The following is a 24,441-nucleotide window of genomic DNA, read 5'->3' on the forward strand; positions in this document are numbered from 1 at the left end:
GTTATGAAGGAACAGTTTACAGATTTATTCCGTTTTGAGGAGGATTTGGTTTTTGACGATTTGTATCCCAGGAATATCAAGAATTTGTCCCAGTTGCACTGGACACCTTTAAATATTGCGCAGATGGCTGCTGATTTCCTGTCTGAACCGAATACTAAAATTCTTGATATTGGAAGTGGCGTTGGAAAGTTCTGCATTACGGCCGGCTTTTATAATCCCCAAAGCTGTTTCCACGGGATAGAGCAGCGCCAGGATTTATTTTTGTTTGCCAAGCTGGCAAAAAACAAGATTGGCTTGTCGAATGTAGAATTTATTCACGGAAATTTAACGGATCTGGACTTCGACAACTATGATCATTTCTATTTCTTCAATTCATTCTATGAAAATCTACATCCGGAAAACAGCATTGACAAGAACATAGAAATCACCGCCGATCTCTATGACTATTACACTACATTTTTATTTGATAAACTTGACCGGAAACCATCGGGAACGAAACTCGTCACTTATCATGGAGCCAAAGAACAGGTTCCTTCAAGCTACACCCTCATAGACGGTTCCAAGCACTGGGCTTTAAAAATGTGGATGAAGAGGTGATATGCTTATAAGGAGTCAATCACAATCGTAGAAATGGAACGTGCAGGGAGGGAAATGAGCTGCGTATATTCCTTTAGCATTTCCGGTTTCATATTCATGTCATCTGCAGCCGTAGTCAGGTATCTGGTTGCCAGGCCGTACCTCTTCTTTGCGTTGCCGATATCGAGCCTGACCTTCACATCCCTGGTTCCGTAGTTTGTACCCACTACTACCATTTTATTATCCTTGTCCATGTAAGCAGAGACCATTAAATTCTTTTCTTCAGCTTTGCTGCTGCTCATGGTGTTTCCGGTCAGTAGCCGGGTCATTCCCGGTCTGATGAACCGGCTGTAATGCCCCAATGCCCACAAATTTTTAGTAACGCTGAATGTCCCGTTCTTAAAATCCGCATCAGGCTGAAGTGCAATCAGATAATACCTGGTATTAAACGCATCAGATCCGGGTTCATAGGCATTCCAAAATTGCCAGGCCGCAGCATTTCCAATGGTGAGGTCGGTATGGATCACTTTAGATAGAAACAGGGCACAATCCATACTGCTCCTGCGGTCCTTTGACCCTTCTCTAAAGCCATCCCCAAGCATAGAATATTCAGATTGCCAATAGTTCAGCCCATAAGATTTTACGGCATCGGCAAGCTGTTTTCTGGTATCCAGCAACACCCTATCATTAGCTTCTGTAAAATAACTATGCCCGGCTATCAGCTTTGGCACATGCTTCAGATCGCCGATATACATTGGACTTTTCGGATCAAAGAAGGTCTGGATCTGTTTGGATGCTGCACCCTGGTCGCCATAGAGGTAAGTCAGCTTGCCCGCTTCTGTCACCAGTATCTTGCTTTTCAGCCGGCCTTCTGCCAAAGCGGTATTTAAGGCTTTTGTGACTTTGTAGATCTCTTCATTTGTCCAGGGACTTCCTTCCTGATCTGCTTCTTTATACTTGCGCGACCAGTCCCACTGCGGTTCATTTACGGGACTTATATAAGCAAAACACAGACCCTCCTGATCAAAATGTTTGATCACAGCAGCCAAAAAACCGGCATATGCCTCATAAGAATCTTCACGAAGATTTGACCTGTAATCTTTTTCAGTCTTAAAACCAAGACCATTTTTGGTGAATTGTACCGGTGGTGAATTTGAAAAAGCGATCAGTGTTTCGACACCATGGTCTTTTGCTTTTTGTAAAAAGAAACGGTGACCTGTCTGTTTGGTCCAGTCATACGTCCCGTCAGGGTTCAGAAAAGAATCGGACCTTTTTCTAAAATCCTTAATACCACTGCTATCGCCCTGCTCCAATGTACCGGCGCCAATGTTAAATCTCCAGGCAGAAAGACCAATCCCTTCAGGCTGCCCTTTGCTGTCAAATTTTCTGCTGAAAAGCAGACTGGCGATCTTTTCCTTTTTTTCAGCGGGCCAGTATTTACCGATACCTTCAGAGAACCAGCAGCCTGAAGAACCAAAATTGTCTATAGTCTGTGCTTTTCTATCCGGATAGATGTGGATTGTAATAATGGTATCTTTCAATGATGCGCCGTTTGTCAGCAGGACATTGCCCATGCACAGGACAAACAAGCAAATCACGCTTATATTTTTGCGCATCAGATCTTACTGTTTTTTATATTTTTCCAGGGGCCGGTAATCGCAAGGGTCAGCCCGGGAGACTGGATATTTATAAAAAGTGTATTTCCTGAAGGAGAAAATACAGGACCCGCAAATTCTGAGTTGCGGTATCCGATATTTTTCGCAATGACATAAGTTTTTCCCTGCGGCGTGATTCCTATAATCCTCGGATCTTTCTTATCCTCACAGATGATCACGTCACCCCATGGTGAAATGGTAAGGTTGTCACAATTCTGGAAAGTTTCAATATCATTAGGTTCCAAAAACAATTCCAGCAGGCCGGGTTCATCGTTCTCGCCGGGCTGTCCTTCAAACTTGCTTGGTATATATTTAAAAATTTGTCCCTTCCTGTTTTTACCGCCATCTGTACAGGCAAAAAACAATTCGTTCTTACCATACCAGATTCCTTCACCTCTGGAAAATCTGGCAGCACCCAATTTAAACCCCCTTAATCTCAAGTCGCTGTCAGGCGCTTCAACGTCATCCAGGTCTATCCATTTAACTTCAAAGGATTTCTTGTCGGGGAAGCGCTCAGTGGTTAGCGTTTCATAGTTGCGGGTATCTGCGCTTTCCCATTCCTTGATGGCAAGGCATTGCAGTTTCCCCCCATTTTGCAGTTTACCATAAGCATTTGGAAGGTACCTGTAAAAAAGGCTGTCTCCTTCGTCTTCAGTTTGATAGACGATCCCTGTTTTGGGCTGAACAGTAACCGCTTCATGCGTAAACCTGCCCATTGCCTTTATTGGATGGGGATCAGCGATACCGATCTTGTCTGTTGCTGGTACTTCGAAGTTAAAACCATGATCTTTCTCCAGACTGCTTCCTTCCTTACCGGTCTTCAGACTGCTTTCCTCGCAGGTGATCCATGACTTCCAGGGCGTAATGCCTCCGGCACAGTTTCTGACCGTTCCGATTAGGCTCAGATATTGTGACTCTACTTTTTGTGTTTTTTCGTTATAGACCAAAGTGGTTGTACCGCCTACGCAGGTATCCTCACCTTTACCAAAATCATAGATCTTGTCTTTATTGATCTTATGGAGCAACTCATTGTCTTTTCCAAAAGGACCAAGCAGGTCTGCGCCGGGACTATTTTCATGGTTCCTGATCAATATGGTTTTTCCGGCATGCGAAAAAGAGCCCATTCCATCATACATGCCGGGCATTAACAAGCCATCATTCATCAGATCTCCTTTATTAGAAATGATCCTGGCCGTAAACCCTTTAGGAAGACTAAGCGCATCGCCCTCCTTATAAAAAAGCGGGCCGAAACCAACTCCTGGCTCCATGCCAGCAAACAGGTCCATTGCTGCATTTGCCGCATAATTATTCAACCCGATAAAGCCTAAGCTTACAAGGCTGGTATTTCTGATAAAATTTCTTCTTGAATTGTCCATATGGATATAAAACTAGCTATCTGATATTAAGTTAGTATTAATTTCGATAAAAGGTCAATAAAAAAGCACCTCAGAGGAGGTGCTTTCAATTATAATGGACGGCGCTACCGGCTATTAGGCATCTATCTTCGCATATTTTGCGTTTCTTTCTATAAAGTCCCTGCGCGGGGCAACATCATCACCCATCAGCATAGAGAAGGTATGGTCACACTCTGCCGCATTTTCAATAGTTGCCTGCATCAGTGTGCGGGTGGCCGGGTTTAATGTGGTATCCCAAAGCTGCTCCGCGTTCATCTCTCCAAGACCCTTATACCTTTGGATGTGTACGCTTTCTTCTTTACCGGCACCTTTCAGGCGCTGTACCGCAGCATCACGCTGTGCATCATTCCAGCAATATTCAAATTCTTTACCTTTCTTTACCTGATACAGCGGCGGTGCTGCGATATAAACATAACCGGCCTCGATCAATGCTTTCATATACCTGAAGAAAAACGTAAGGATCAGCGTGGTGATGTGAGAGCCGTCGATATCAGCATCCGTCATGATCACGATCTTATGGTACCTGAGCTTACCCAGGTTTAATGCCTTGTCGTCCTCTGGCGTGCCAATACTTACCCCCAGTGCGGTAAACATGTTCTTGATCTCATCATTTTCATAGATCTTATGTTCCATCGCTTTCTCTACGTTCAGGATCTTACCTTTTAACGGAAGAATAGCCTGAAAATTACGGTCACGGCCTTGTTTAGCCGTACCACCGGCGGAGTCTCCCTCCACCAGATACAGCTCACATTTTTCCGGATCGCTGTCTGAACAATCGGCTAGTTTGCCCGGAAGACCTGAGCCACCCATTACACTCTTGCGCTGCACCATTTCCCGTGCTTTACGCGCAGCGGAACGGGCAGTCGCAGCCAGGATTACTTTATTGACAATGGTCCTTGCCTCTCTTGGATTTTCTTCCAGATAGTTGTTCAAAGCTTCCCCAACAGCAACATCGACTGCGCCCATCACTTCGGTATTCCCCAACTTGGTCTTGGTCTGGCCTTCAAACTGTGGTTCCTGGACTTTCACAGAGATTACAGCGGTAAGCCCTTCTCTGAAGTCATCACCTGTAATCTCGAATTTCACGTTTTTCAGCAGACCCGATTTGTCGGCATATGCTTTAAGTGTTCTGGTCAGACCTCTTCTGAAACCTGCAATGTGTGTTCCGCCTTCGTGCGTATTGATGTTGTTTACATAGGAATGCACATTTTCCGCATAACTGTCATTGTATTGCAGGGCAAGTTCAACAGGAATTCCATTTTTTATCCCCTCCACATAAATCGGTTCTGCGATCAAAGATGGACGATTACCGTCAAGGAACTGAACAAATTCTTTTAATCCGCCCTGCGAATGGAATACCTCAGTCAGATATGAGCCGTCTTCAACGACTTCACGTTCATCTGTTAGCGTCAATTTAATACCCTTATTCAGGAAGGAAAGCTCCCTGAGCCTTGAGGCCAAAGTATCGTAACGATACTCAGTGGTTTGCGTGAAGATGGTAGGATCTGGTGTGAACGTCACAATAGTTCCCCTTTTATCGGTTTCACCGATCTTTTTAACGTCATACAAGGGTTTACCAATATTGTATTCCTGTGCCCAGATCTCACCATCACGGTGAACCTCTGCTTTTAAATGTGTGGACAGCGCGTTCACGCAACTTACCCCGACACCGTGCAGACCACCGGAAACTTTATAGGTATCCTTGTCAAACTTACCGCCTGCGTGCAGCACAGTCATTACAATTTCTAATGCTGATTTCTGTTCCTTTGTGTTGATTCCGGTCGGAATACCCCTTCCGTTATCTTCAACCCTGATCGAGTTGTCTTTAAGAATATTGACATATATAGTGTCGGCATGCCCTGCCAGCGCCTCATCAATAGAGTTGTCCACCACCTCGTATACGAGATGGTGCAAACCTTTGATTCCGGTATCACCTATATACATCGAAGGGCGCTTGCGCACCGCTTCCAAACCTTCTAATACCTGTATATTATCTGCCGAATAATTTGACTTTGGATCCTTTTCTTCGCTCATATTTTTAGTTAAAACAATAAGATTCAAAAATAACCAATTGCGCCCAATTAAAGGCAAATGTGGATAACTATTTGACCTAAAACAGGCTAAAAGTATCCGAAAAAATACAGTTGTTTAGGATACTAAATTTGAAATTTTATATTTGTGGCAAAGAGTGCTGATTTATACCTCTTTTCTGCATTATAAAAAGCAAAAATAAAAACAGGATCAATATCAATAGACGATGAAAACAACAACAAAATTAGGCAGTTTAGCTGCTGCGGTAGCGATAGTTTCTGTAATGGCATCTTGCCAGGACAAAGAGAAAACTACTACGGCTCCAAAAACAGGCACTGCGACGGTGAGCAATGAAGAGAAGATCGTTTATGTAAATTCGGATTCATTATTGAATAAGTACCAGTACTTCAAGGACCTGAAGACAAAAATGGAAACAAAAGCAAATGCCGCGCAAAAAGACATGGCTTCAAAAGGTCAGGCATTTCAGCGTGAAGTAGCCCAGTACCAGGCACAGCAGAACACACTTCCTGCAGACCAGAGAGCTGCCACTGAAGAAAGACTGGCCCGTAAACAGCAGGAACTGCAGGCTTATCAGCAAAATGCCAGTGCAGCGCTTCAAAATGAGCAAAATTCGGAAAACGTAAAGCTTTACGATAAAATCGCAGATTACCTGAAAGAATATTCTAAAAAGAAAGGCTATAAAATGGTCCTTACTTATTCTAAAGGAAACAGCGCGATCTTATTTGCTGATGAAAGCCTGGATGTGACAAGCGAAGTTATTGTTGGCCTGAATGAGGCGATTAAAAAATGATTCTTTTTAATTTTAAGTGTAGGCCGGAATTGATTTCCGGCCTTTTTTATTTAACGTATTTATTCTGCATTTGCAAATCCCTTGCAGGAATGACCGGCTGCACGGTAACATGTCCGGCACTGGTAACGTCTAATGCACTGGTAACGTTTAAAACATAAACACATACAAGCATGGGCTACACGGAAAAAGTAATGATTGAACTCGAATTCTGGAAAAGGGACATTCTGGAAAAACCTTCCATGGTAGACAAGCTGACCAGCAAGGTCCAGAAGAAGATCAACAGCTATATTCCTGACAAGGTGCACAGCGCCATTACCGCTGCCATCAAGACAATGGTACAGACCGTGCTGTACGGCTCCACTTATACCACTTCTGCTATACCACCTCCGGAAATGAGCCTGATCCACCGCGAAGCACTGGTAAAGGAAAAGATAGAAAGCTATGGTAAGACCGGGGCTGCTGAAGGTGGCATAACCGGGGCCGGTGGCTTTTTAATGAGCCTGGCTGATTTCCCCCTCCTGATCGGCATTAAAATGAAACTGCTCTTTGAGATTGCTTCGCTCTACGGATTTGATGTTAAAGATTTTCGTGAACGTTTGTATATCCTGCATATCTTTCAGCTTGCTTTTTCCAGTCAGGAAGGTGGTGCCAAAGTATTTCATAAGCTGGAAAACTGGAAAAACCAATCGCTTTTGCTGCCCGATGACGCTGAACATTTCGACTGGCTTAGTTTTCAGCAGGAATACCGTGACTATATAGACATTGCCAAACTCGCTCAGATGCTTCCCGTTGTCGGCGCAGCAGTCGGCGCCGTGGCCAATTATCAGCTGATCAAAAAATTGGGGAAAACTGCCATGCAGGCGTACAGGATGCGTATACTGGAAAAAAACTAATCCTCTTTCTCAAACATCCCGCCGATCAGGTCATCGGTCTCCCGCCTGTCTTTTTTGGTTGGCCGTCCTGTACCACGGTCCCTTTTTAGGGATGGGGCATGAAACATGGATTTAAAGGCATGCGTTTCTTCTACAGGAGTGATGTCTTTGTATTTGGTGACCGCTATTTTAGATTCCACCCTGTTGTAAAGCAGCTCTACTACCTCTATCACTTTTTTTTCTATCCCTTTTGAAACCTGATAAACATCACCGGGCTTAACGATAGCCGATGCCTTGATGTTCTGACCCTTCAGTTTGACGCGACCTGCCTTGCAGGCCTCTGTAGCCAGGCTCCTGGTTTTAAATAACCTGATGGCCCATAAGTATTTATCGATCCGTAGCTTTTCCTGTTCATTCATAAAAAAACAAAAATACGGAAGAACCCGCATTAATTTTCAATTCGGGTTGTCTTCAGGCAAAAAAAGAATAATTATCTGCCGAAAACACCGCCCGGTAACATAAAATTGATTTATTTTGTCAAAAATTATTTGATAACATGATAGCAGAATTAAAAAAGTTAGTAGAAGCCGCTTGGGACGACAGAACTTTATTAGACTATAATGAACATTGTGAAGCCATCGAGACCGTAATCATGCAGCTCGACAAAGGCGAAATACGTGTAGCTGAGCCTATACTCAATTCATGGGGTGTAAATGAATGGATTAAAAAAGCTGTGATCCTTTATTTTCCGATCAGAGATATGAAAGTTACGGAGGTTGGCCCTTTTGTGTTTCATGACAAAATGAAACTGAAAACCAATTATAAGGAACTGGGTGTCCGGGTTGTTCCGGGAGCAAGTGCCCGCTATGGTGCCTATTTATCAAAAGGGGTGATTATGATGCCTTCTTATGTAAACATAGGCGCTTATGTGGACGAGGGCACTATGGTTGATACATGGGCCACGGTTGGTTCCTGCGCCCAAATCGGTAAGCATGTACACTTGAGCGGTGGTGTAGGTATTGGCGGCGTGCTGGAGCCTATTCAGGCCGCTCCAGTCATTATTGAAGACAATTGTTTTCTGGGATCAAGAGCCATTGTGGTTGAGGGTGTCCGTGTAGAAAAAGAAGCGGTGTTGGGTGCAAATGTAGTATTGACAGCCTCTACAAAGATCATTGACGTAACCGGTCCAACTCCCGTTGAATACAAAGGGCTGGTTCCGGCACGTTCAGTTGTAATTCCAGGAAGCTATGCTAAAAAGTTCCCTGCTGGTGAATATCATGTTCCATGTGCTTTGATTATCGGGAAACGTAAAGAATCTACAGACAAAAAGACTTCTCTTAATGATGCACTAAGAGAAAACAATGTAGCAGTATAAATATAATGAAGATTGGTTTTGATGGAAAAAGAGCCGCAAATAATTTAACCGGACTGGGAAATTATAGTCGCTCGCTGATCGCCGGCCTGGCACGTCTTTTCCCTCAAAACCAATATTTCGTTTATACCCAACGCATTAAAAACAGACCGCAGATCAGCAACTTTTTTTCCGGGCGCAACATTACAGTCAGAATGCCCGACCGCAACAGCCTGTTCTGGCGGACGATAGGGATCAGAAAACAACTGATTAATGACCGGATTGAACTGTACCATGGCCTAAGTCATGAAATCCCCCTCAATTTAAGGTTATCCGGCATCCCTGCCGTGGTGACCATTCATGACCTCATCTTTTTGAAGTTCCCCCAATATTATGGGATCATCGACCGGTTTATCTATAAGCAAAAATGCAGACACGCCTGTAAACAGGCAGACAGGATCGTTGCAATCAGCGAATGCACCAAAAAGGACATCATCACTTTTTTTGACATTGACCCGAAAAAAATTGATGTGGTCTATCAAAGTTGTGATGATATTTTCAGGGCTTCTGCTTCTGATGAAAAAAAGGCAATGGTACGTCAGAAGTTTCAGTTGCCGGAAAAATATCTGCTCAATGTGGGTACGATTGAGCCCCGGAAAAATCTCCTGACCCTTATCAGGGCATTGCCTTATATCAGTGAAACCCATAAACTGGTCGTAGTCGGTAAAGCTACCTCTTATGCCGGTCTTGTTAAAAAGGAAATAGACCGGCTTGGCCTGAACTCCCGCGTGGCATTTCTTCGTGACGTTGCTTTTGATGAGCTTCCTTCAATTTACCAGATGGCAGATATTTTCATCTATCCATCTGAATATGAGGGATTCGGAATTCCTGTAATAGAAGCGCTGTATTCAGGCGTACCCGCAATCGCCGCCAAGGGTTCCTGTCTGGAAGAAGCAGGCGGGCCTGATAGCATTTATGTTGATCCAATGGATCATATTGGTTTTGCAAATGCAGTAGACCGTGTCCTGCATGATCCTGGCCTTGCAAAGCAAATGAAAAGCAGTGGACTTTCCTATATCGGGATTTTTGAACAGGAATTGCTGAGCCGAAAAATGATGGATGTGTATGCAAAGGCAGTTGCTCCGTATACTAAATCGTAAACTGATCACATTAAAGAATCAATATGTTAAGAACTGAAATTGAAAAAGCACTTGAGGTTTTAAAAAATGGAGGGGTCATCCTTTATCCTACAGATACGGTTTGGGGACTTGGCTGCGATGCCACAAATGAAGCGGCTGTATCAAAGATCAATGAGATTAAGGGGCGTAGCAATGACAAAAGCTTCATCGTCCTGCTGGATTCGGACGCTAAACTCCAAAGTTATGTTACTGAGATTCCTGACGTTGCCTATGATCTGATTGAATACGCAGAGCACCCTTTAACTATTGTTTTTCCCGGAGCTAGAAACCTGGCAAAGAACGTGATCAATGAAGATGGCAGTGTTGGCGTAAGGATTGTAAAACATGATTTCTGCCAGCAGCTTATTCAGAGGTTCCGCAAGCCGTTAACTTCCACTTCCGCCAATATATCCGGTGAGCCTGCTCCGCGTTTTTTTGATGAAATCAGCGCAGAGATAAAAGAAGCTGCAGACTATGTAGTAGACCTGGAACAAGACTTACGCATTGAAAGAAAACCCTCTACCATTATGAAATTAGCGCCCGGAGGGCAATTTTCCTTTATTAGAAGGTAAGTTTTACTACTTTTGCAATTCAGCAAATGGAAAAACATCTACAACACCCTGTTTTCAAAGCCCTTGCGAATATTGCAAAAAAGCACAACATCGAAGCATACGTGATTGGCGGCTATGTACGTGATATTTTCCTGCAAAGACCTTCCAAGGATATTGATATTGTGGTGCTGGGCAATGGCATTGAATTCGCTGAACTGGCCGGCGCACAGCTGAAGGCCAAAGTGGCTGTTTTTAAAAACTTTGGTACTGCCATGTTGAAGCTGCAGGACCTGGAGATTGAATTTGTAGGTGCCAGAAAAGAGTCTTACCGTTCAGACTCACGGAAACCGATAGTTGAAAACGGCACCATCAGTGATGATCAGCTTAGAAGGGATTTTACAATTAATGCCCTCGCCATTTCTTTAAATGAAGCCAACTATGGCGCCCTGATAGATCCATTTAACGGAGTAGAAGATCTTTACAACCAGCTGATCAAAACTCCGCTGGACCCTGAACTGACTTTTTCTGATGATCCACTTCGCATGATGCGGGCCATCCGTTTTGCGTCCCAGCTCAATTTCAAAATAGATGAACCGGCCCTTAAAGCCATCAGCAAGCAAAAAAACAGGATCGCTATTGTATCGAAGGAGCGCATCACTGATGAACTCAATAAGATCATCCTTTCTCCAAAACCTTCACTGGGATTTAATTACCTGTTTGATACTGGTCTTTTGAAACTTATTTTCCCTCAGATGGCCAACCTGTATGGTGTTGAGGTCATCAAGGGAAAAGGACATAAAGACAATTTTTATCACACACTACAGGTGCTGGACAATATATGTGAAACCACAAACGACCTTTGGCTTCGCTGGGCGGCAATTCTGCACGACATTGCCAAGCCTGCTACAAAACGTTTTGAAGAAGGGCATGGGTGGACATTTCATGGTCACGAAGATAAAGGTGCCCGGATGGTTCCTCAAATCTTTGCCCAGCTCAAACTTCCGCTCAATGAGAAAATGAAGTATGTTCAGAAACTTGTTCAGCTCCATCTTCGTCCTATTGTACTGGCACAGGAAGTTGTAACGGATTCAGCCGTAAGAAGGCTTCTTTTTGATGCTGGTGAAGATATTGAGAGCCTGATGCTGCTTTGCAATGCCGACGTAACCACAAAGAATGAATACAAAGTAAAGAAGTACCGCAACAATTTTGAACTCGTCAAACAAAAGCTGAAAGATGTTGAGGAAAGGGATAAGATCAGAAACTGGCAGCCCCCTATTACCGGGAATGACATCATGAAAATATTCGGACTGGGGGCGGGCAAAGAGGTTGGGATCATCAAAAATGCGATCCGTGAGGCGATTTTGGAAGGTGATATAACAAATACATACGATGATGCGTTACAATTTATGCTTCTAAAAGCCAAAGAATTAGGCCTTTCGCCGGTAACGCATTAATACAATTATATAAAGTATATTTTATTTTTTAATTTTATAGCTAGAAAATAAGCTCAGATGGCAATTTACAGATTTAGAATAAGTTTCGAAGATTTCGATGAAGTAGTAAGGGAAATTGATATCAAATCAAACCAGACTTTTGAAGACCTCCATAAAGCAATTCACCGTTCTACCGGATATTCAGCAGAGAAATCATCCTCATTCTATGTGAGCACTGACAATTGGATCAAGGGAGATGAGATCGCCTACTTGCCCAGCCAGCGTAAAACAGATCGTGGTGTCGCCCTGATGGAGAACTCCAAACTGAGCAATTTCATTGAGGATCCACATCAAAAGTTTTATTATATCTATAATTTCGACCGTCCTTTTGATTTCCATGTAGAGCTCATCAAGATCATTCTGGAAACCGATCCGAACATAGAATATCCATTCCTTGTTAAAAGTACTGGAGAGGCACCTAAGATCATCGATAAAAATAACATGGGCGCATTTGCAGCTGTGTCTTCAAACCCGGTATCTTCTGATTTCGATTTCCTGAATGAAATGGATTTTGTACCTGAAGACACTGAAGAGCTTGAGGCCATGGGAGGCAGGGGAATCAATACCGATGTAAAAGATAATGACCACGATGAACAGGAACAGGAATCAGACGAGTCATCAGATGAGTTTGCAGATAATGAAAATTTCGAAGACGAACAGTTTAAGGAAGATGATTATTAATGCCTGGTCATGGCAGTTGATAAAACGCTTATTGTAATAGTTGGCCCCACTGCCATCGGAAAAACTGCTTTGGCAATAACACTGGCAAAACAATTTTCAACAGAGATCATCTCCGCAGACTCCAGGCAGTTTTTTCGTGAAATGGAAATAGGCACCGCAAAACCTTCTGCGGAAGAGCTCGCCGCAGTGCCGCATCACTTCATCAATTCCCATAGCATTCAAACTTTATTTAGTACCGGTGATTTTGAAGTTCAGGCACTCAGACTGATCGGAGAACTGTTCATAAAAAAAGATGTACTGATCATGGTTGGTGGATCGGGTCTCTACATCGATGCCATATGCAAAGGTCTTGATGAAATGCCGGGGACCGACCTGAACATCAGGATGCAGCTCAATCAGTTAATGGCAGCTGAAGGTCTGGACCTCATCAGAAAGCAGCTCAGTGAACTTGACCCCGAATACTATCAGCAGGTAGATCAGTCAAACCCCCAGCGCATGATCAGGGGATTAGAATTCTTCTTATCTACAGGCCGGAAATTGTCGTCATTTTTTACCAACAGCAAAAAACAACGCCCATTTAAGATCTTAAAGATAGGATTGAATACGGACCGCACCCTGCTTTACGAGCGCATCAACCGCAGGGTAGATCAAATGATGGAAAATGGATTGCTGGGTGAAGTGGAAGGTCTGCAGCAATACTGCCACTACAATGCCCTGAATACTGTAGGCTATTCTGAACTATTTGATCATCTTGACGGAAAGATCACCTTAGCCGAAGCAGTTGATAAGATCAAGCAAAATACCCGCAGATTTGCCAAACGCCAGCTGACCTGGTTTAGAAAAGATGACGGCACCACATGGTTTGAACCCAATCAAACAGATGCCATCATCAGTTACATTAAAGGGAATTTGAATTAAGCCTGTGCCGGCGGGCCGCCAAAGTTCATTGGAAAGCCCGGAGGTTCTTCATGCGTCTTTATTCTTCCGTTTATTGCTTCGTATTTTTCAATATTGTCCTGCATAGCACCAAGTAATCTTTTGGCATGCTCAGGGGTCAGGATGATCCTGGATTTTACCCTTGCTTTTGGCACACCGGGCATCACCCTGATAAAGTCCAGTACAAACTCAGTATTGGAATGGGTAATGATCGCAAGGTTAGAAAATATACCCTCCGCTATTTCTTCGGAAAGTTCTATGTTGAGTTGGTTGTCGTTATTTTGTTCTTCCATAAGACAAAACTAATGGTTAATGCGGGTAATCAGAAAAAACCAGGTTAAAAAATAACCACAAAAAAAGTCCCCCAGCTTAAAAGAAGGGGGACTTTGAAATTATTTAAAGAAATTAAGCTTCTACTTCTTCTTGTTTTGAAGCGAGTAACTTATCGTATTCTTCCTGAGAACCAACAATGATACGCTCATATCCGCGAACACCGGTTCCTGAAGGAATTAAGTGTCCAACAATTACGTTCTCTTTCAATCCAAGCATACTGTCACGTTTACCAGCAATAGCTGCCTCGTTCAATACTTTTGTTGTTTCCTGGAATGAAGCTGCAGAAATGAATGATTTAGTACCCAATGAAGCACGTGTAATACCCTGCAGCACTGAACTCGCGGTTGCAGGTCTTGCATCACGAACCTCAATTTGTTTCAGATCTTTACGTTTCAGCTGAGAATTTTCATCTCTTAATTTACGTAAAGAAAGAATCTGACCAGGTTTAACAGTGTTTGAATCACCGGCTTCTACCACAACTTTTTTGTCATAGATCTCATCATTTTCAATCATGAAGTCCCAACGGTCTACAGAGTTGTTCTCTAAGAAACTGGTATCACCCGGATCTTCGATGTGTACTTTCTGCATCATCTGGTGTACGATCACTTCAAAGTGCTTATCGTTGATCTTCACACCCTGCAGACGATAGACCTCCTGAATACCGTTAACCAGGTATTCCTGTACAGCCGCAGGTCCTTTAATTGCAAGGATGTCCGCAGGAGAGATAGAACCATCTGAAAGCGGCATACCAGCTTTCACGAAGTCATTGTCCTGAACTAAAATGTGTTTAGACAACGGCACCAGGTATTTTTTAACCTCTCCGTCTTTCGACTCGATGGTCATTTCCCTGTTACCACGTTTCACACCACCCAAAGTTACTACACCATCAATTTCCGTTACTACTGCAGGGTTAGACGGGTTACGTGCTTCGAAAAGCTCAGTAACACGCGGCAAACCACCCGTAATATCCCTCGTCTTACCAGTCGCACGAGGAATTTTAACCAGGATCTGACCAGTCTGAACTGCTTCACCTTCGTCGATTGCAATGTGTGCTCCAACAGGAATGTTATAACCTCTGATCAGCTCGCCTTTTTTGTCAACGATCCTTACAGAAGGGTTTTTAGTTTTGTCACGCGTATCGATAATTACTTTTTCACGGTGACCGGTCTGCTCATCTGATTCTTCACGGTAGGTTACACCTTCAATGATGGCGTCAAATTCAATCTTACCGGCAAATTCTGAAATGATTACCGCATTATATGGATCCCATGAACAAATTCTGTCCCCTTTTGAAATTTTAGTCCCGTCCTCAACATACAGGAATGAACCATAAGGAATGTTATTGGTCATGATTACCTTACCGGTAACAGGCTCAACGATCTTGAACTCACCCGAACGGCCAAGTACAATTTGTGTATCACCGTCCTCGGTTTTAGTAGAAACCGTACGAACATTTTCAAATTCTATGATACCATCAAACTTAGCGATGATCTGAGATTCAGCAGCAATGTTTGATGCGGTACCACCCACGTGGAACGTACGAAGTGTCAGCTGCGTACCCGGCTCACCAATGGACTGAGCGGCAATTACACCCACAGCCTCACCTTTCTGAACACGTTTACCAGTTGCAAGGTTACGTCCGTAACAAAGTGCACAAACACCTCTTTGATTTTCGCAAGTCAGTACCGAACGGATTTCAACGCCTTCCAGCGGAGATTCTTCTATCGCTTTAGCAATATCTTCGTCAATATCCTGTCCGGCAGACACTAACAACTTACCATCCAAAGGATTAAATACATCATGAAGCGAAATACGGCCTAAAAGTCTGTCGTACAATGGCTCAACGATGTCCTCGTTGTCTTTCAACGCAGTAGTATACATGCCTCTCAAAGTGCCGCAATCTTCAGAATTTACGATCATATCCTGTGCAACGTCGTGCAGACGACGGGTCAGATAACCAGCATCAGCTGTTTTTAACGCCGTATCCGCCAAACCTTTACGGGCACCGTGAGTAGAAATAAAATATTCCAGTACTGACAGTCCTTCCTTAAAGTTAGACAAGATCGGGTTTTCAATAATCTCACCACCAGAACCTGATTTCTGAGGTTTGGCCATCAATCCCCTCATTCCGCAGAGCTGACGAATCTGCTCTTTAGAACCACGGGCTCCGGAGTCAAGCATCATATACACAGAGTTGAATCCCTGGTTATCGCTTGACAACTGGTTCATTACGAACGAAGTCAAACGGTTATTGATACGTGTCCATATATCGATGATCTGATTGTAACGCTCGTTGTTGGTAATGAATCCCATATTATAGTTATTCCTCACCTCCTCAACCTCGGCAGAAGCCTGCTGCAATAATGTATGTTTCTCAACAGGAATGTTTACGTCTTGTAAATTAAACGACAAACCTCCTCTGAATGCCATCTGGAATCCTAGTTCTTTGATATCATCAAGGAATTTAGAAGCACGCGCCATACCAGTGATCTTCACAACATCACCAATAATATCTCTTAAAGATTTTTTGGTAAGCAGTTCATTGATATATCCTACCTCTTCAGGAACCATCTGGTTGAACAATACACGTCCTACAGTAGTTTCAGTCAGTCTGTTTACAATATTTCCGTTCTCATCCTTTACATTTACTTTTACTTTGATAAAGGCATGAAGATCAATTTGTTTCTCATTGTAAGCAATGATTACTTCTTCAGGAGAATAGAATACCGAATCCTGTCCTTTAACAACACGGCCTTCGTCAGTTCTCCGGCCTTTGGTAATATAATAAAGACCCAAAACCATATCCTGTGATGGTACAGTAATAGGTGTACCGTTTGCAGGGTTCAGGATGTTATGGGCAGCAAGCATCAATACCTGTGCCTCCAAAATCGCAGCATGACCCAGCGGTAAGTGAACCGCCATCTGGTCACCGTCAAAATCCGCGTTGAAAGCGGTACAAACTAACGGGTGCAACTGAATCGCTTTTCCTTCAACCAGTTTAGGCTGGAAAGACTGGATACCCAACCTGTGCAATGTTGGCGCACGGTTTAGCAATACAGGATGACCTTTCAAAACATTCTCCAGGATATCCCAAACCAGCGGGTCTTTCCTGTCTACAATTTTCTTTGCAGATTTAACAGTTTTAACGATCCCTCTTTCTATCATCTTACGGATGATAAACGGTTTGAACAGCTCAGCTGCCATATCCTTAGGTAAACCGCACTCGTGTAATTTCAGGTTTGGCCCTACAACAATTACAGAACGTGCTGAATAATCCACACGTTTACCCAATAAATTCTGACGGAAACGACCTTGTTTACCTTTCAGAATATCTGAAAGAGATTTCAAAGCACGGTTACCTTCAGTTTTTACGGCATTAACCTTGCGTGAATTATCAAATAAAGAGTCAACTGCTTCCTGCAACATACGTTTTTCATTACGTAAGATTACTTCAGGAGCTTTAATCTCTATCAATCGCTTCAAACGGTTGTTACGGATAATTACACGACGATACAGGTCATTCAAATCGGAAGTCGCAAAACGACCACCTTCCAAAGGAACCAGCGGACGCAATTCCGGTGGTATAACCGGAACGATCTTAATGATCATCCACTCCGGATTGTTCTCAATACGAGACCTTGAACCACGGAAAGCCTCTACAACCTGAAGACGTTTTAATGCCTCATTTTTACGTTGTTGTGAAGTCTCATTTGCAGCCTGGTGACGCAGGTTATATGATAATGTGTCCAGATCAATACGTTTCAACAAATCCTCTAATGCTTCAGCACCCATTTTGGCGATGAATTTATTAGGATCCTTGTCATCCAGGTATTGGTTCTCTTTTGGCAACTTATCAAGAATATCTAAATATTCTTCTTCAGTTAAGAAATCCATGTACTGGATACCTTCTTCAGACATTAATCCCGCCTGTATCACTACATAGCGTTCATAATAGATGATCAGGTCAAGCCTTTTAGTAGGCAGACCCAGCAGGTAACCGATTTTATTCGGCAATGAGCGGAAATACCAGATGTGCGCAACAGGAACCACCAAATTGATGTGTCCCATACGCTCTCTCCGTACTTTCTTCTCAGTTACCTCAACACCGCAGCGGTCGCAAACAATACCCTTATAACGGATGCGCTTGTATTTACCGCAGTGACATTCGTAATCTTTTACCGGACCAAAAATACGCTCGCAGAACAAACCGTCACGTTCAGGTTTGTAAGTACGGTAATTAATGGTTTCAGGTTTCAACACCTCACCACTTGAGCGCTCCAAAATAGCCTCAGGCGACGCCAAACTAATGGTGATCGAGGTGAAATTGCTTTTTAATTTATTATCCTTTTTGTAAGACATAGCTCTTTTGTGTTTTATACGTTAGTCTAACGTAATATCCAAACCTAATCCGCGCAGCTCATGTACCAGTACATTGAATGATTCCGGTACACCAGGTGTAGGAAGGTTTTCGCCTTTTACAATCGCTTCGTAAGTTTTAGCCCTGCCGATCACATCATCTGACTTAACAGTTAAGATCTCCTGCAGGATATTGGCAGCACCAAATGCTTCAAGTGCCCAAACCTCCATCTCACCAAAACGCTGACCACCAAACTGGGCTTTACCACCCAATGGCTGTTGTGTGATCAATGAATATGGTCCGATTGAACGTGCGTGCATCTTATCATCAACCATGTGTCCAAGTTTCAGCATATAGATGATACCTACAGTCGTTGGCTGGTCAAATTTCTCGCCCGTTAAACCATTGTTCAGATAAGTTCTTCCCGAAGCCGGCAAACCTGCCTTAGCGATCCATTCCTCGACTTCATCATGTTTAGCACCATCAAAGATCGGGGTTGCAAATTTAACACCCAATTCTTTACCGGCCCATGCCAGGACAGTTTCATAGATCTGACCAAGGTTCATACGTGAAGGCACACCCAACGGGTTCAGCACGATATCAACCGGAGTCCCGTCTTCTAAGAACGGCATATCCTCATCACGTACGATACGGGCTACAATACCCTTATTCCCATGACGGCCAGCCATCTTATCACCTACTTTTAGTTTACGTTTCTTAGCAACATACACTTTAGCCATTTGAACAATACCCGATGGCAGCTCATCACCCACGCTGATGGCAAACTTATCGCGTTTGTATGCACCAAGTTCTTCGTTTACACGAATACCATAGTTGTGAAGCAACAATTTGATCTGGTCATTCTTGTCATCATCAGTAGTCCATTTGTATGGATTAATGTGTGCATATTCCAGGTCAGCCAGACTTTTCTGAGTGAATTTCGCTCCTTTAGGGAATAACAGTTCTTTATAAACGTTGTATACGCCCTGAGAAGTTTTACCATTTACAATCTGGAACAACTTGTCAACAAGTTCATTCTTCAGATTCATTACGGTAATCTCATACTTTTTATCCAGCTTCTCTATCGCTGATTTTTCCTCAGCTTTAGTCGTTTTTTTAGCTCTTGAGAACAGTTTGGTATCAATGACCACACCCTTGATAGAAGGAGGTGTTTTCAATGACGCATCTTTCACGTCACCGGCTTTGTCACCAAATATCGCACGCAATAACTTCTCTTCCGGTGAAGGATCAGATTCTCCTTTAGGAGTAATCTTACCGATCAGGATATCACCTTCTTTAACCTCAGCACCGATACGGATAATACCGTTTTCGTCAAGGTCCTTAGTCGCTTCCTCAGAAACGTTAGGGATATCCGGTGTCAGTTCTTCCTCGCCACGTTTAGTATCACGTACCTCAAGCTCAAACTCCTCAATATGAAGTGAAGTAAAGATATCTTCCCTGACAATACGCTCGTTGATCACGATCGCATCCTCAAAGTTGTATCCCTGCCAAGGCATGAAAGCAACTTTTAAGTTTCTTCCTAAAGCCAGTTCACCATTTTCAGTTGCGTAACCTTCACAAAGTACCTGTCCTTTTACAACTTTCTGACCTTTCTTAACGATCGGTTTCAGGTTGATACAAGTATTTTGGTTGGTTTTCTTGAACTTGATCAGCTTATAAGTCTTACTATCACCTTCGAAAGAAACCAAACGATCGCCGTCGTTCCTGACATATTTGATAGTGATCTCATTTGCATCAACATATTCTACCACACCATCACCTTCAGCATTGATCAGAGTTCTGGAGTCGCGGGCTACGCGGCCTTCCAGACCAGTACCTACAATTGGCGCTTCAGGGCGCAGCAAAGGCACCGCCTGACGCTGCATATTCGATCCCATCAAAGCCCTGTTCGCATCATCATGCTCCAGGAAAGGAATCAATGAAGCAGCGATCGAAGTGATCTGATTAGGAGCAATATCCATCAAATCGAGTTTCTCAGGTTCAATGATCGGGAAGTCACCTTCATAACGCGCTTTCACACGCGGAGTAGTAAAATTACCTTTCTCATCATATTCCGCATTGGCCTGGGCAATGGTCTTGCCATCTTCATCCTCAGCAGATAGATAGATCACCGGCTCATCTACAGAAACGATACCGTTCTCTACCTTTTTATATGGAGTTTCAATGAAACCTAAGTTGTTGATCTTCGCATGTACACAAAGAGATGAGATCAGACCAATGTTTGGTCCCTCCGGTGTCTCAATAGTACATAGTCGGCCGTAGTGGGTATAGTGTACGTCACGTACCTCAAAACCTGCACGCTCACGTGAAAGACCACCGGGGCCTAAAGCTGAAAGACGACGCTTGTGCGTGATCTCCGCCAAAGGATTTGTCTGATCCATGAACTGGGACAACTGGTTGGTTCCAAAGAACGAATTGATCACGGACGATAAAGTACGCGCATTGATCAGATCGGTTGGAGTAAACACCTCGTTATCACGGATGTTCATACGCTCACGGATTGTACGGGCCATACGGGCCAGACCAACGCCGAACTGAGCATACAACTGCTCTCCCACTGTACGAACACGACGGTTTGACAAGTGGTCGATATCATCCACCTCTTCTTTAGAGTTGATCAGTTTGATCAGATATTTAACAATCGCAATAATATCTGCTTTTGTCAAAACCTTAACATGATCAGGAGTATCCATTTTCAACTTGCGGTTGATCCTGTAACGGCCTACATCACCAAGGTCATAACGTTTATCCGAGAAGAACAAACGCTCAATGATACCCCTTGCAGTTTCTTCATCAGGTGGTTCTGCATTACGCAAAGCACGATAGATGTTTTCAACCGCTTCTTTTTCAGAGTTTGAAGTATCTTTTTGTAAAGTATTATAGATAATCGTGTAATCAGCCTGGCTTGCACCGTCATCTTTAGACAAGATGATGGTTTTCACACCAGCGTCAATGATCAAATCGATATGGTCGTCTTCTAAAACAGTATCCCTGTCCAAGATCACTTCGTTACGATCTATAGAAACTACCTCACCGGTATCTTCATCTACAAAATCTTCAACCCATTTTCTCAGAACCCTTGCAGCAAGTTTACGGCCGATGTATTTTTTCAAACCCGATTTGCTCACCTTTACCTCGTCGGCAAGGTCAAACAGCTCAAGAATGTCTTTATCAGAATCGTAACCAATAGCACGTAACAAGGTGGTAACCGGGAATTTTTTCTTACGATCGATGTAGGCATACATGACATTGTTCACGTCAGTAGCAAATTCGATCCAAGATCCTTTAAATGGAATTACACGGGCAGAATAAAGCTTGGTACCGTTGGTGTGACGGCTCTGGCCGAAAAACACACCCGGAGACCTGTGCAATTGAGAAACAATTACACGCTCTGCGCCGTTAATAACAAATGTACCCTTAGGAGTCATATAAGGTATGGTTCCTAAATACACATCTTGAATGATGGTTTCAAAATCCTCATGTTCAGCATCATTACAGGAAAGCTTGAGCTTCGCCTTTAATGGAACACTATAGGTCAATCCACGGTCGATACACTCAGGTATATCATAACGCGGTGGATCAATAAAATAATCAAGGAACTCCAGAACAAAAATGTTCCTGGAATCAGTGATTGGGAAATTTTCAGCAAACACCTTAAATAAACCCTCTGTATGACGGTTATCAGAAGTTGTTTCGATCTGAAAAAATTCTCTGAATGATTGCAACTGTACATCTAGAAAATCTGGATAATCTATGATGTGCTTACTACGTGCAAAATTTACTCTTTGGTCGACTTTATTTGCCAATGGACTAAAGTTAATTTACTTTAAGAATAAACTATTTGTTTGGTTAGCCGTTAAAACTTCTCATCAACCAAACAAGGTGAAAAGTTTATAAACAGGTATAGACTCCGACTATGCAGTCGGAGTCTACGGTTAAAGTTATATTAAAATTAAGTGACTACTTAATTTCAACTACAGCTCCAGCTTCTTCTAATTGTTTTTTCAAAGCTTCAGCTTCGTCTTTAGCAACACCAGCTTTTAATTCTTTAGGTGCACCGTCAACTAGATCTTTAGCTTCTTTCAAACCTAAACCAGTCAGGTCTTTTACCAATTTAACAACTGCTAATTTAGAACCACCAGCTTCTTTCAATATTACATCAAAAGTTGATTTTTCTTCAGCTACAGGAGCATCACCACCAGCAGCAGGGCCTGCAACAGCAACTGCAGCAGCAGCTGGTTCAATACCGTACTCGTCTTTTAAGATTTGAGCTAATTCGTTAACTTCTTTAACTGTTAAGTTTACCAATTGCTCAGCAAACGCTTTTAAATCTGCCATTTTTATAGATTTTTAAAAATTTACGTATAAAATAATTATTTAATATGAACTTTTAAGGAGTTCTTAACCTTCTCTTTCCTGAAGAGTTTTAACTAATCCTGCAATCGTACTGCCACCTGATTTCAATGCAGAAATCACGTTTTTAGCAGGCGACTGTAATAAACCAATGATATCTCCGATCAGCTCTTCTCTTGATTTCAAGCTCACCAGTGAATCCAAATGGTTATCACCCACATATATTGACGAATCAATATAAGCCGCCTTAAGTACTGGTTTGTCCGATCCTTTTCTCAACGCCTTGATCAGTTTCGCCGGAGCGTTACCAGTTGTTGAGAATAATAATGCAGACTGACCTTTAAGGGCCGCAAAGATCTCTGATGCATCGCCTTCTAAACCTTCGATCGCTTTTCTGATCAAAGTATTTTTAGCTACCTGCATTTCAATCCCGCTTTCAAAACATTTGCGACGGATACTGTTTACTTTCTCAACAGATAAGCTTGATGTGTCGGTAATGTAAAAATTACCGAATTCCTGCATCTTCACTTGAAGAGCCGAAACGACTTCGTGTTTTTCTTCTCTGTTCATAATTAGATCCCCGCTACTGATTTAGTTTCGATTGCAATTCCTGGACTCATTGTAGAAGACACGTGAATGCTTTTAAAATAAGTTCCTTTTGCAGCAGATGGTTTTAGCTTAGAAATTACCTGAAGTACTTCTAATGCATTTTCATATATTTTCTCTGCCGGGAATGATACTTTTCCTACCGAAGCATGAATGATACCTGTTTTGTCAACTTTAAAATCAATTTTTCCTCCTTTTACATCAGTAACTGCTTTACCAACTTCGTTGGTCACAGTTCCCGACTTAGGGTTTGGCATCAGGTTCCGTGGACCCAAAACGCGGCCCAGTTTACCTACTTTTGCCATACAAGCAGGAGTAGTGATTATAATGTCAACATCAGTCCATCCACCTTCAATCTTAGCTACATATTCGTCTAAACCTACAAAATCTGCTCCTGCAGCTTTAGCCTCTTCTTCCTTATCAGGAGTACAAAGAACTAAAACACGTACAGTTTTACCTGTACCATGTGGTAAAGTTGCGATACCACGAACCATTTGGTTCGCTTTACGCGGATCTACACCCAAGCTCACATCGATATCAACCGATGCATCGAATTTAGTAGTAGTAATCTCTTTAACCAAAGCAGCCGCATCCTTTAAAGAATACGTTTTACCAGATTCTAGTTTAGCATGTGCCTTTTTTTGATTTTTTGTTAATTTAGCCACTGTTGTAAACTGTTTTTTGTTAATTAATTAGTCCAGGGTGCGTCACCGCTAACGGTGATTCCCATACTGCGTGCTGTACCGGCAACCATACTCATCGCCGATTCGATAGTGAAAGCATTTAAATCAGTCATCTTATCTTCAGCAATTGACTTAACCTGATCCCAAGTCACCGAACCAACTTTCTTACGGTTGGGCTCAGCAGAACCACTCTGTAATTTAGTAGCATCCTTTAACTGGATGGCAACCGGAGGGGTTTTGATGATAAATTCGAAAGACTTGTCAGCATAAACAGTAATTACAACTGGTAATACTTTACCTGGCTTATCTTGGGTACGAGCATTAAATTGCTTGCAAAACTCCATAATATTCACCCCTTTAGCACCTAACGCAGGTCCTACCGGTGGCGATGGATTTGCAGCTCCACCCTTGATCTGTAACTTAACAAGTGCACTGACTTCTTTTGCCATTTTCTGTTTTTGTTAATTTGTAATACTCAATGTTAAATGTTGGAAGCAATGTAACAATTAAGGTTTTTATATTAAATAATCTCTGGCAG

Annotated in this window: 20 protein-coding genes; 9 read left to right on the forward strand and 11 right to left on the reverse strand. The window is 42.8% G+C overall.

All coding sequences use genetic code 11. From position 1 onward, the window contains the following. Window positions 1–3 precede the first annotated feature (3 nt). A complete protein-coding gene (locus QEP08_RS13470) occupies window positions 4–597 on the forward strand; it encodes a class I SAM-dependent methyltransferase (protein ID WP_285058742.1) in 594 nt (197 codons plus the stop codon). Between the two features lie 5 nt (window positions 598–602). Here the strand turns inward: QEP08_RS13470 and QEP08_RS13475 are convergent, their stop codons facing one another. The 3 genes from QEP08_RS13475 to gyrB all read right to left on the reverse strand — a co-directional run bounded on the left by QEP08_RS13475 (window position 603) and on the right by gyrB (window position 5,680). Next, window positions 603–2,192: a glycoside hydrolase gene (locus QEP08_RS13475; protein WP_285058744.1), complete on the reverse strand. Its 1,590-nt coding sequence runs from the start codon at window positions 2,190–2,192 to the stop codon at window positions 603–605. Further along, on the reverse strand, window positions 2,192–3,607 hold the full coding sequence (locus QEP08_RS13480; RefSeq protein WP_285058745.1) for an alkaline phosphatase PhoX: 1,416 nt from the start codon (window positions 3,605–3,607) through the stop codon (window positions 2,192–2,194). Before QEP08_RS13480 ends, QEP08_RS13475 begins: the two co-directional genes overlap by 1 nt. Window positions 3,608–3,721: 114 nt before the next feature. Further along, window positions 3,722–5,680 carry a DNA topoisomerase (ATP-hydrolyzing) subunit B gene (gene gyrB / locus QEP08_RS13485; RefSeq protein WP_285058746.1) on the reverse strand — a complete coding sequence of 653 codons (1,959 nt, stop codon included), beginning with the start codon at window positions 5,678–5,680 and terminating at the stop codon, window positions 3,722–3,724. 223 nt (window positions 5,681–5,903) lie between these two features. Between gyrB and QEP08_RS13490 the strand changes: the two genes are divergently transcribed. Next, complete coding sequence (locus QEP08_RS13490) at window positions 5,904–6,488, forward strand: OmpH/Skp family outer membrane protein (protein ID WP_285058747.1); 585 nt, start codon at window positions 5,904–5,906, stop codon at window positions 6,486–6,488. 170 nt (window positions 6,489–6,658) lie between these two features. Continuing rightward, window positions 6,659–7,381, forward strand: coding sequence for an EcsC family protein (locus QEP08_RS13495; protein ID WP_285058748.1), 723 nt, complete (start codon window positions 6,659–6,661; stop codon window positions 7,379–7,381). Here the strand turns inward: QEP08_RS13495 and QEP08_RS13500 are convergent. Then, the gene (locus tag QEP08_RS13500) at window positions 7,378–7,779 is read right to left on the reverse strand and encodes an RNA-binding S4 domain-containing protein (protein WP_285058749.1); all 402 of its coding nucleotides are present in this window, start codon (window positions 7,777–7,779) and stop codon (window positions 7,378–7,380) included. The two genes, QEP08_RS13495 and QEP08_RS13500, sit on opposite strands and share 4 nt — an antisense overlap. 137 nt (window positions 7,780–7,916) lie before the next feature. Between QEP08_RS13500 and QEP08_RS13505 the strand changes: the two genes are divergently transcribed. Genes QEP08_RS13505 through miaA form a run of 6 tightly spaced genes read left to right on the forward strand, consistent with a single transcriptional unit; the run spans window position 7,917 to window position 13,532 of the window. Beyond that, window positions 7,917–8,735 carry a 2,3,4,5-tetrahydropyridine-2,6-dicarboxylate N-succinyltransferase gene (locus QEP08_RS13505; RefSeq protein ID WP_285058750.1) on the forward strand — a complete coding sequence of 273 codons (819 nt, stop codon included), beginning with the start codon at window positions 7,917–7,919 and terminating at the stop codon, window positions 8,733–8,735. 5 nt (window positions 8,736–8,740) lie between these two features. Beyond that, on the forward strand, window positions 8,741–9,871 hold the full coding sequence (locus QEP08_RS13510; protein ID WP_285058752.1) for a glycosyltransferase family 4 protein: 1,131 nt from the start codon (window positions 8,741–8,743) through the stop codon (window positions 9,869–9,871). A gap of 23 nt (window positions 9,872–9,894) precedes the next feature. Next, the gene (locus tag QEP08_RS13515; RefSeq protein ID WP_285058753.1) at window positions 9,895–10,461 is read left to right on the forward strand and encodes an L-threonylcarbamoyladenylate synthase; all 567 of its coding nucleotides are present in this window, start codon (window positions 9,895–9,897) and stop codon (window positions 10,459–10,461) included. 26 nt (window positions 10,462–10,487) lie between these two features. Then, window positions 10,488–11,894, forward strand: coding sequence for a CCA tRNA nucleotidyltransferase (locus QEP08_RS13520; protein WP_285058755.1), 1,407 nt, complete (start codon window positions 10,488–10,490; stop codon window positions 11,892–11,894). Window positions 11,895–11,951: 57 nt separating this feature from the next. Then, window positions 11,952–12,614, forward strand: a complete 663-nt coding sequence (locus QEP08_RS13525) for an IS1096 element passenger TnpR family protein (RefSeq protein ID WP_285058757.1) — start codon at window positions 11,952–11,954, stop codon at window positions 12,612–12,614. 9 nt (window positions 12,615–12,623) lie between these two features. Continuing rightward, window positions 12,624–13,532: a tRNA (adenosine(37)-N6)-dimethylallyltransferase MiaA gene (miaA, locus tag QEP08_RS13530; RefSeq protein ID WP_285058760.1), complete on the forward strand. Its 909-nt coding sequence runs from the start codon at window positions 12,624–12,626 to the stop codon at window positions 13,530–13,532. Here the strand turns inward: miaA and QEP08_RS13535 are convergent. The 7 genes from QEP08_RS13535 to rplK form a co-directional block, all read right to left on the reverse strand. After that, window positions 13,529–13,843, reverse strand: coding sequence for a DUF3467 domain-containing protein (locus QEP08_RS13535; protein ID WP_285058762.1), 315 nt, complete (start codon window positions 13,841–13,843; stop codon window positions 13,529–13,531). The genes miaA and QEP08_RS13535 overlap by 4 nt on opposite strands. Window positions 13,844–13,955: 112 nt before the next feature. After that, entirely contained in the window at window positions 13,956–18,242 is a 4,287-nt protein-coding gene (gene rpoC / locus QEP08_RS13540; protein ID WP_285058764.1) for a DNA-directed RNA polymerase subunit beta', read from the reverse strand. Between the two features lie 21 nt (window positions 18,243–18,263). Further along, the gene (rpoB, locus tag QEP08_RS13545; RefSeq protein WP_285058766.1) at window positions 18,264–22,067 is read right to left on the reverse strand and encodes a DNA-directed RNA polymerase subunit beta; all 3,804 of its coding nucleotides are present in this window, start codon (window positions 22,065–22,067) and stop codon (window positions 18,264–18,266) included. A 154-nt stretch (window positions 22,068–22,221) separates the two neighbouring features. Then, complete coding sequence (gene rplL, locus QEP08_RS13550; protein ID WP_285058767.1) at window positions 22,222–22,599, reverse strand: 50S ribosomal protein L7/L12; 378 nt, start codon at window positions 22,597–22,599, stop codon at window positions 22,222–22,224. Between the two features lie 63 nt (window positions 22,600–22,662). Further along, entirely contained in the window at window positions 22,663–23,184 is a 522-nt protein-coding gene (rplJ, locus tag QEP08_RS13555; protein ID WP_285058769.1) for a 50S ribosomal protein L10, read from the reverse strand. A gap of 2 nt (window positions 23,185–23,186) precedes the next feature. Beyond that, window positions 23,187–23,885 (reverse strand): 50S ribosomal protein L1, encoded by a 699-nt coding sequence (gene rplA, locus QEP08_RS13560; protein WP_285058771.1) that lies wholly within the window; start codon window positions 23,883–23,885, stop codon window positions 23,187–23,189. Between the two features lie 23 nt (window positions 23,886–23,908). Beyond that, entirely contained in the window at window positions 23,909–24,352 is a 444-nt protein-coding gene (gene rplK / locus QEP08_RS13565) for a 50S ribosomal protein L11 (RefSeq protein WP_008243137.1), read from the reverse strand. Window positions 24,353–24,441 lie beyond the last annotated feature (89 nt).

This window comes from Pedobacter ginsengisoli (assembly GCF_030244015.1).
Taxonomy (GTDB): domain Bacteria; phylum Bacteroidota; class Bacteroidia; order Sphingobacteriales; family Sphingobacteriaceae; genus Pedobacter; species Pedobacter ginsengisoli.

Excerpts from the sequence above, each read along its gene's own strand:
- QEP08_RS13470 (WP_285058742.1), top strand. The coding sequence starts at position 4 with ATGAAGGAACAGTTTACAGATTTATTCCGTTTTGAGGAGGATTTGGTT.
- QEP08_RS13475 (WP_285058744.1), bottom strand. The coding sequence starts at position 2,192 with ATGCGCAAAAATATAAGCGTGATTTGCTTGTTTGTCCTGTGCATGGGC.
- QEP08_RS13480 (WP_285058745.1), bottom strand. The coding sequence starts at position 3,607 with ATGGACAATTCAAGAAGAAATTTTATCAGAAATACCAGCCTTGTAAGC.
- gyrB (WP_285058746.1), bottom strand. The coding sequence starts at position 5,680 with ATGAGCGAAGAAAAGGATCCAAAGTCAAATTATTCGGCAGATAATATA.
- QEP08_RS13490 (WP_285058747.1), top strand. The coding sequence starts at position 5,904 with ATGAAAACAACAACAAAATTAGGCAGTTTAGCTGCTGCGGTAGCGATA.
- QEP08_RS13495 (WP_285058748.1), top strand. The coding sequence starts at position 6,659 with ATGGGCTACACGGAAAAAGTAATGATTGAACTCGAATTCTGGAAAAGG.
- QEP08_RS13500 (WP_285058749.1), bottom strand. The coding sequence starts at position 7,779 with ATGAATGAACAGGAAAAGCTACGGATCGATAAATACTTATGGGCCATC.
- QEP08_RS13505 (WP_285058750.1), top strand. The coding sequence starts at position 7,917 with ATGATAGCAGAATTAAAAAAGTTAGTAGAAGCCGCTTGGGACGACAGA.
- QEP08_RS13510 (WP_285058752.1), top strand. The coding sequence starts at position 8,741 with ATGAAGATTGGTTTTGATGGAAAAAGAGCCGCAAATAATTTAACCGGA.
- QEP08_RS13515 (WP_285058753.1), top strand. The coding sequence starts at position 9,895 with ATGTTAAGAACTGAAATTGAAAAAGCACTTGAGGTTTTAAAAAATGGA.
- QEP08_RS13520 (WP_285058755.1), top strand. The coding sequence starts at position 10,488 with ATGGAAAAACATCTACAACACCCTGTTTTCAAAGCCCTTGCGAATATT.
- QEP08_RS13525 (WP_285058757.1), top strand. The coding sequence starts at position 11,952 with ATGGCAATTTACAGATTTAGAATAAGTTTCGAAGATTTCGATGAAGTA.
- miaA (WP_285058760.1), top strand. The coding sequence starts at position 12,624 with ATGGCAGTTGATAAAACGCTTATTGTAATAGTTGGCCCCACTGCCATC.
- QEP08_RS13535 (WP_285058762.1), bottom strand. The coding sequence starts at position 13,843 with ATGGAAGAACAAAATAACGACAACCAACTCAACATAGAACTTTCCGAA.
- rpoC (WP_285058764.1), bottom strand. The coding sequence starts at position 18,242 with ATGTCTTACAAAAAGGATAATAAATTAAAAAGCAATTTCACCTCGATC.
- rplL (WP_285058767.1), bottom strand. The coding sequence starts at position 22,599 with ATGGCAGATTTAAAAGCGTTTGCTGAGCAATTGGTAAACTTAACAGTT.
- rplJ (WP_285058769.1), bottom strand. The coding sequence starts at position 23,184 with ATGAACAGAGAAGAAAAACACGAAGTCGTTTCGGCTCTTCAAGTGAAG.
- rplK (WP_008243137.1), bottom strand. The coding sequence starts at position 24,352 with ATGGCAAAAGAAGTCAGTGCACTTGTTAAGTTACAGATCAAGGGTGGA.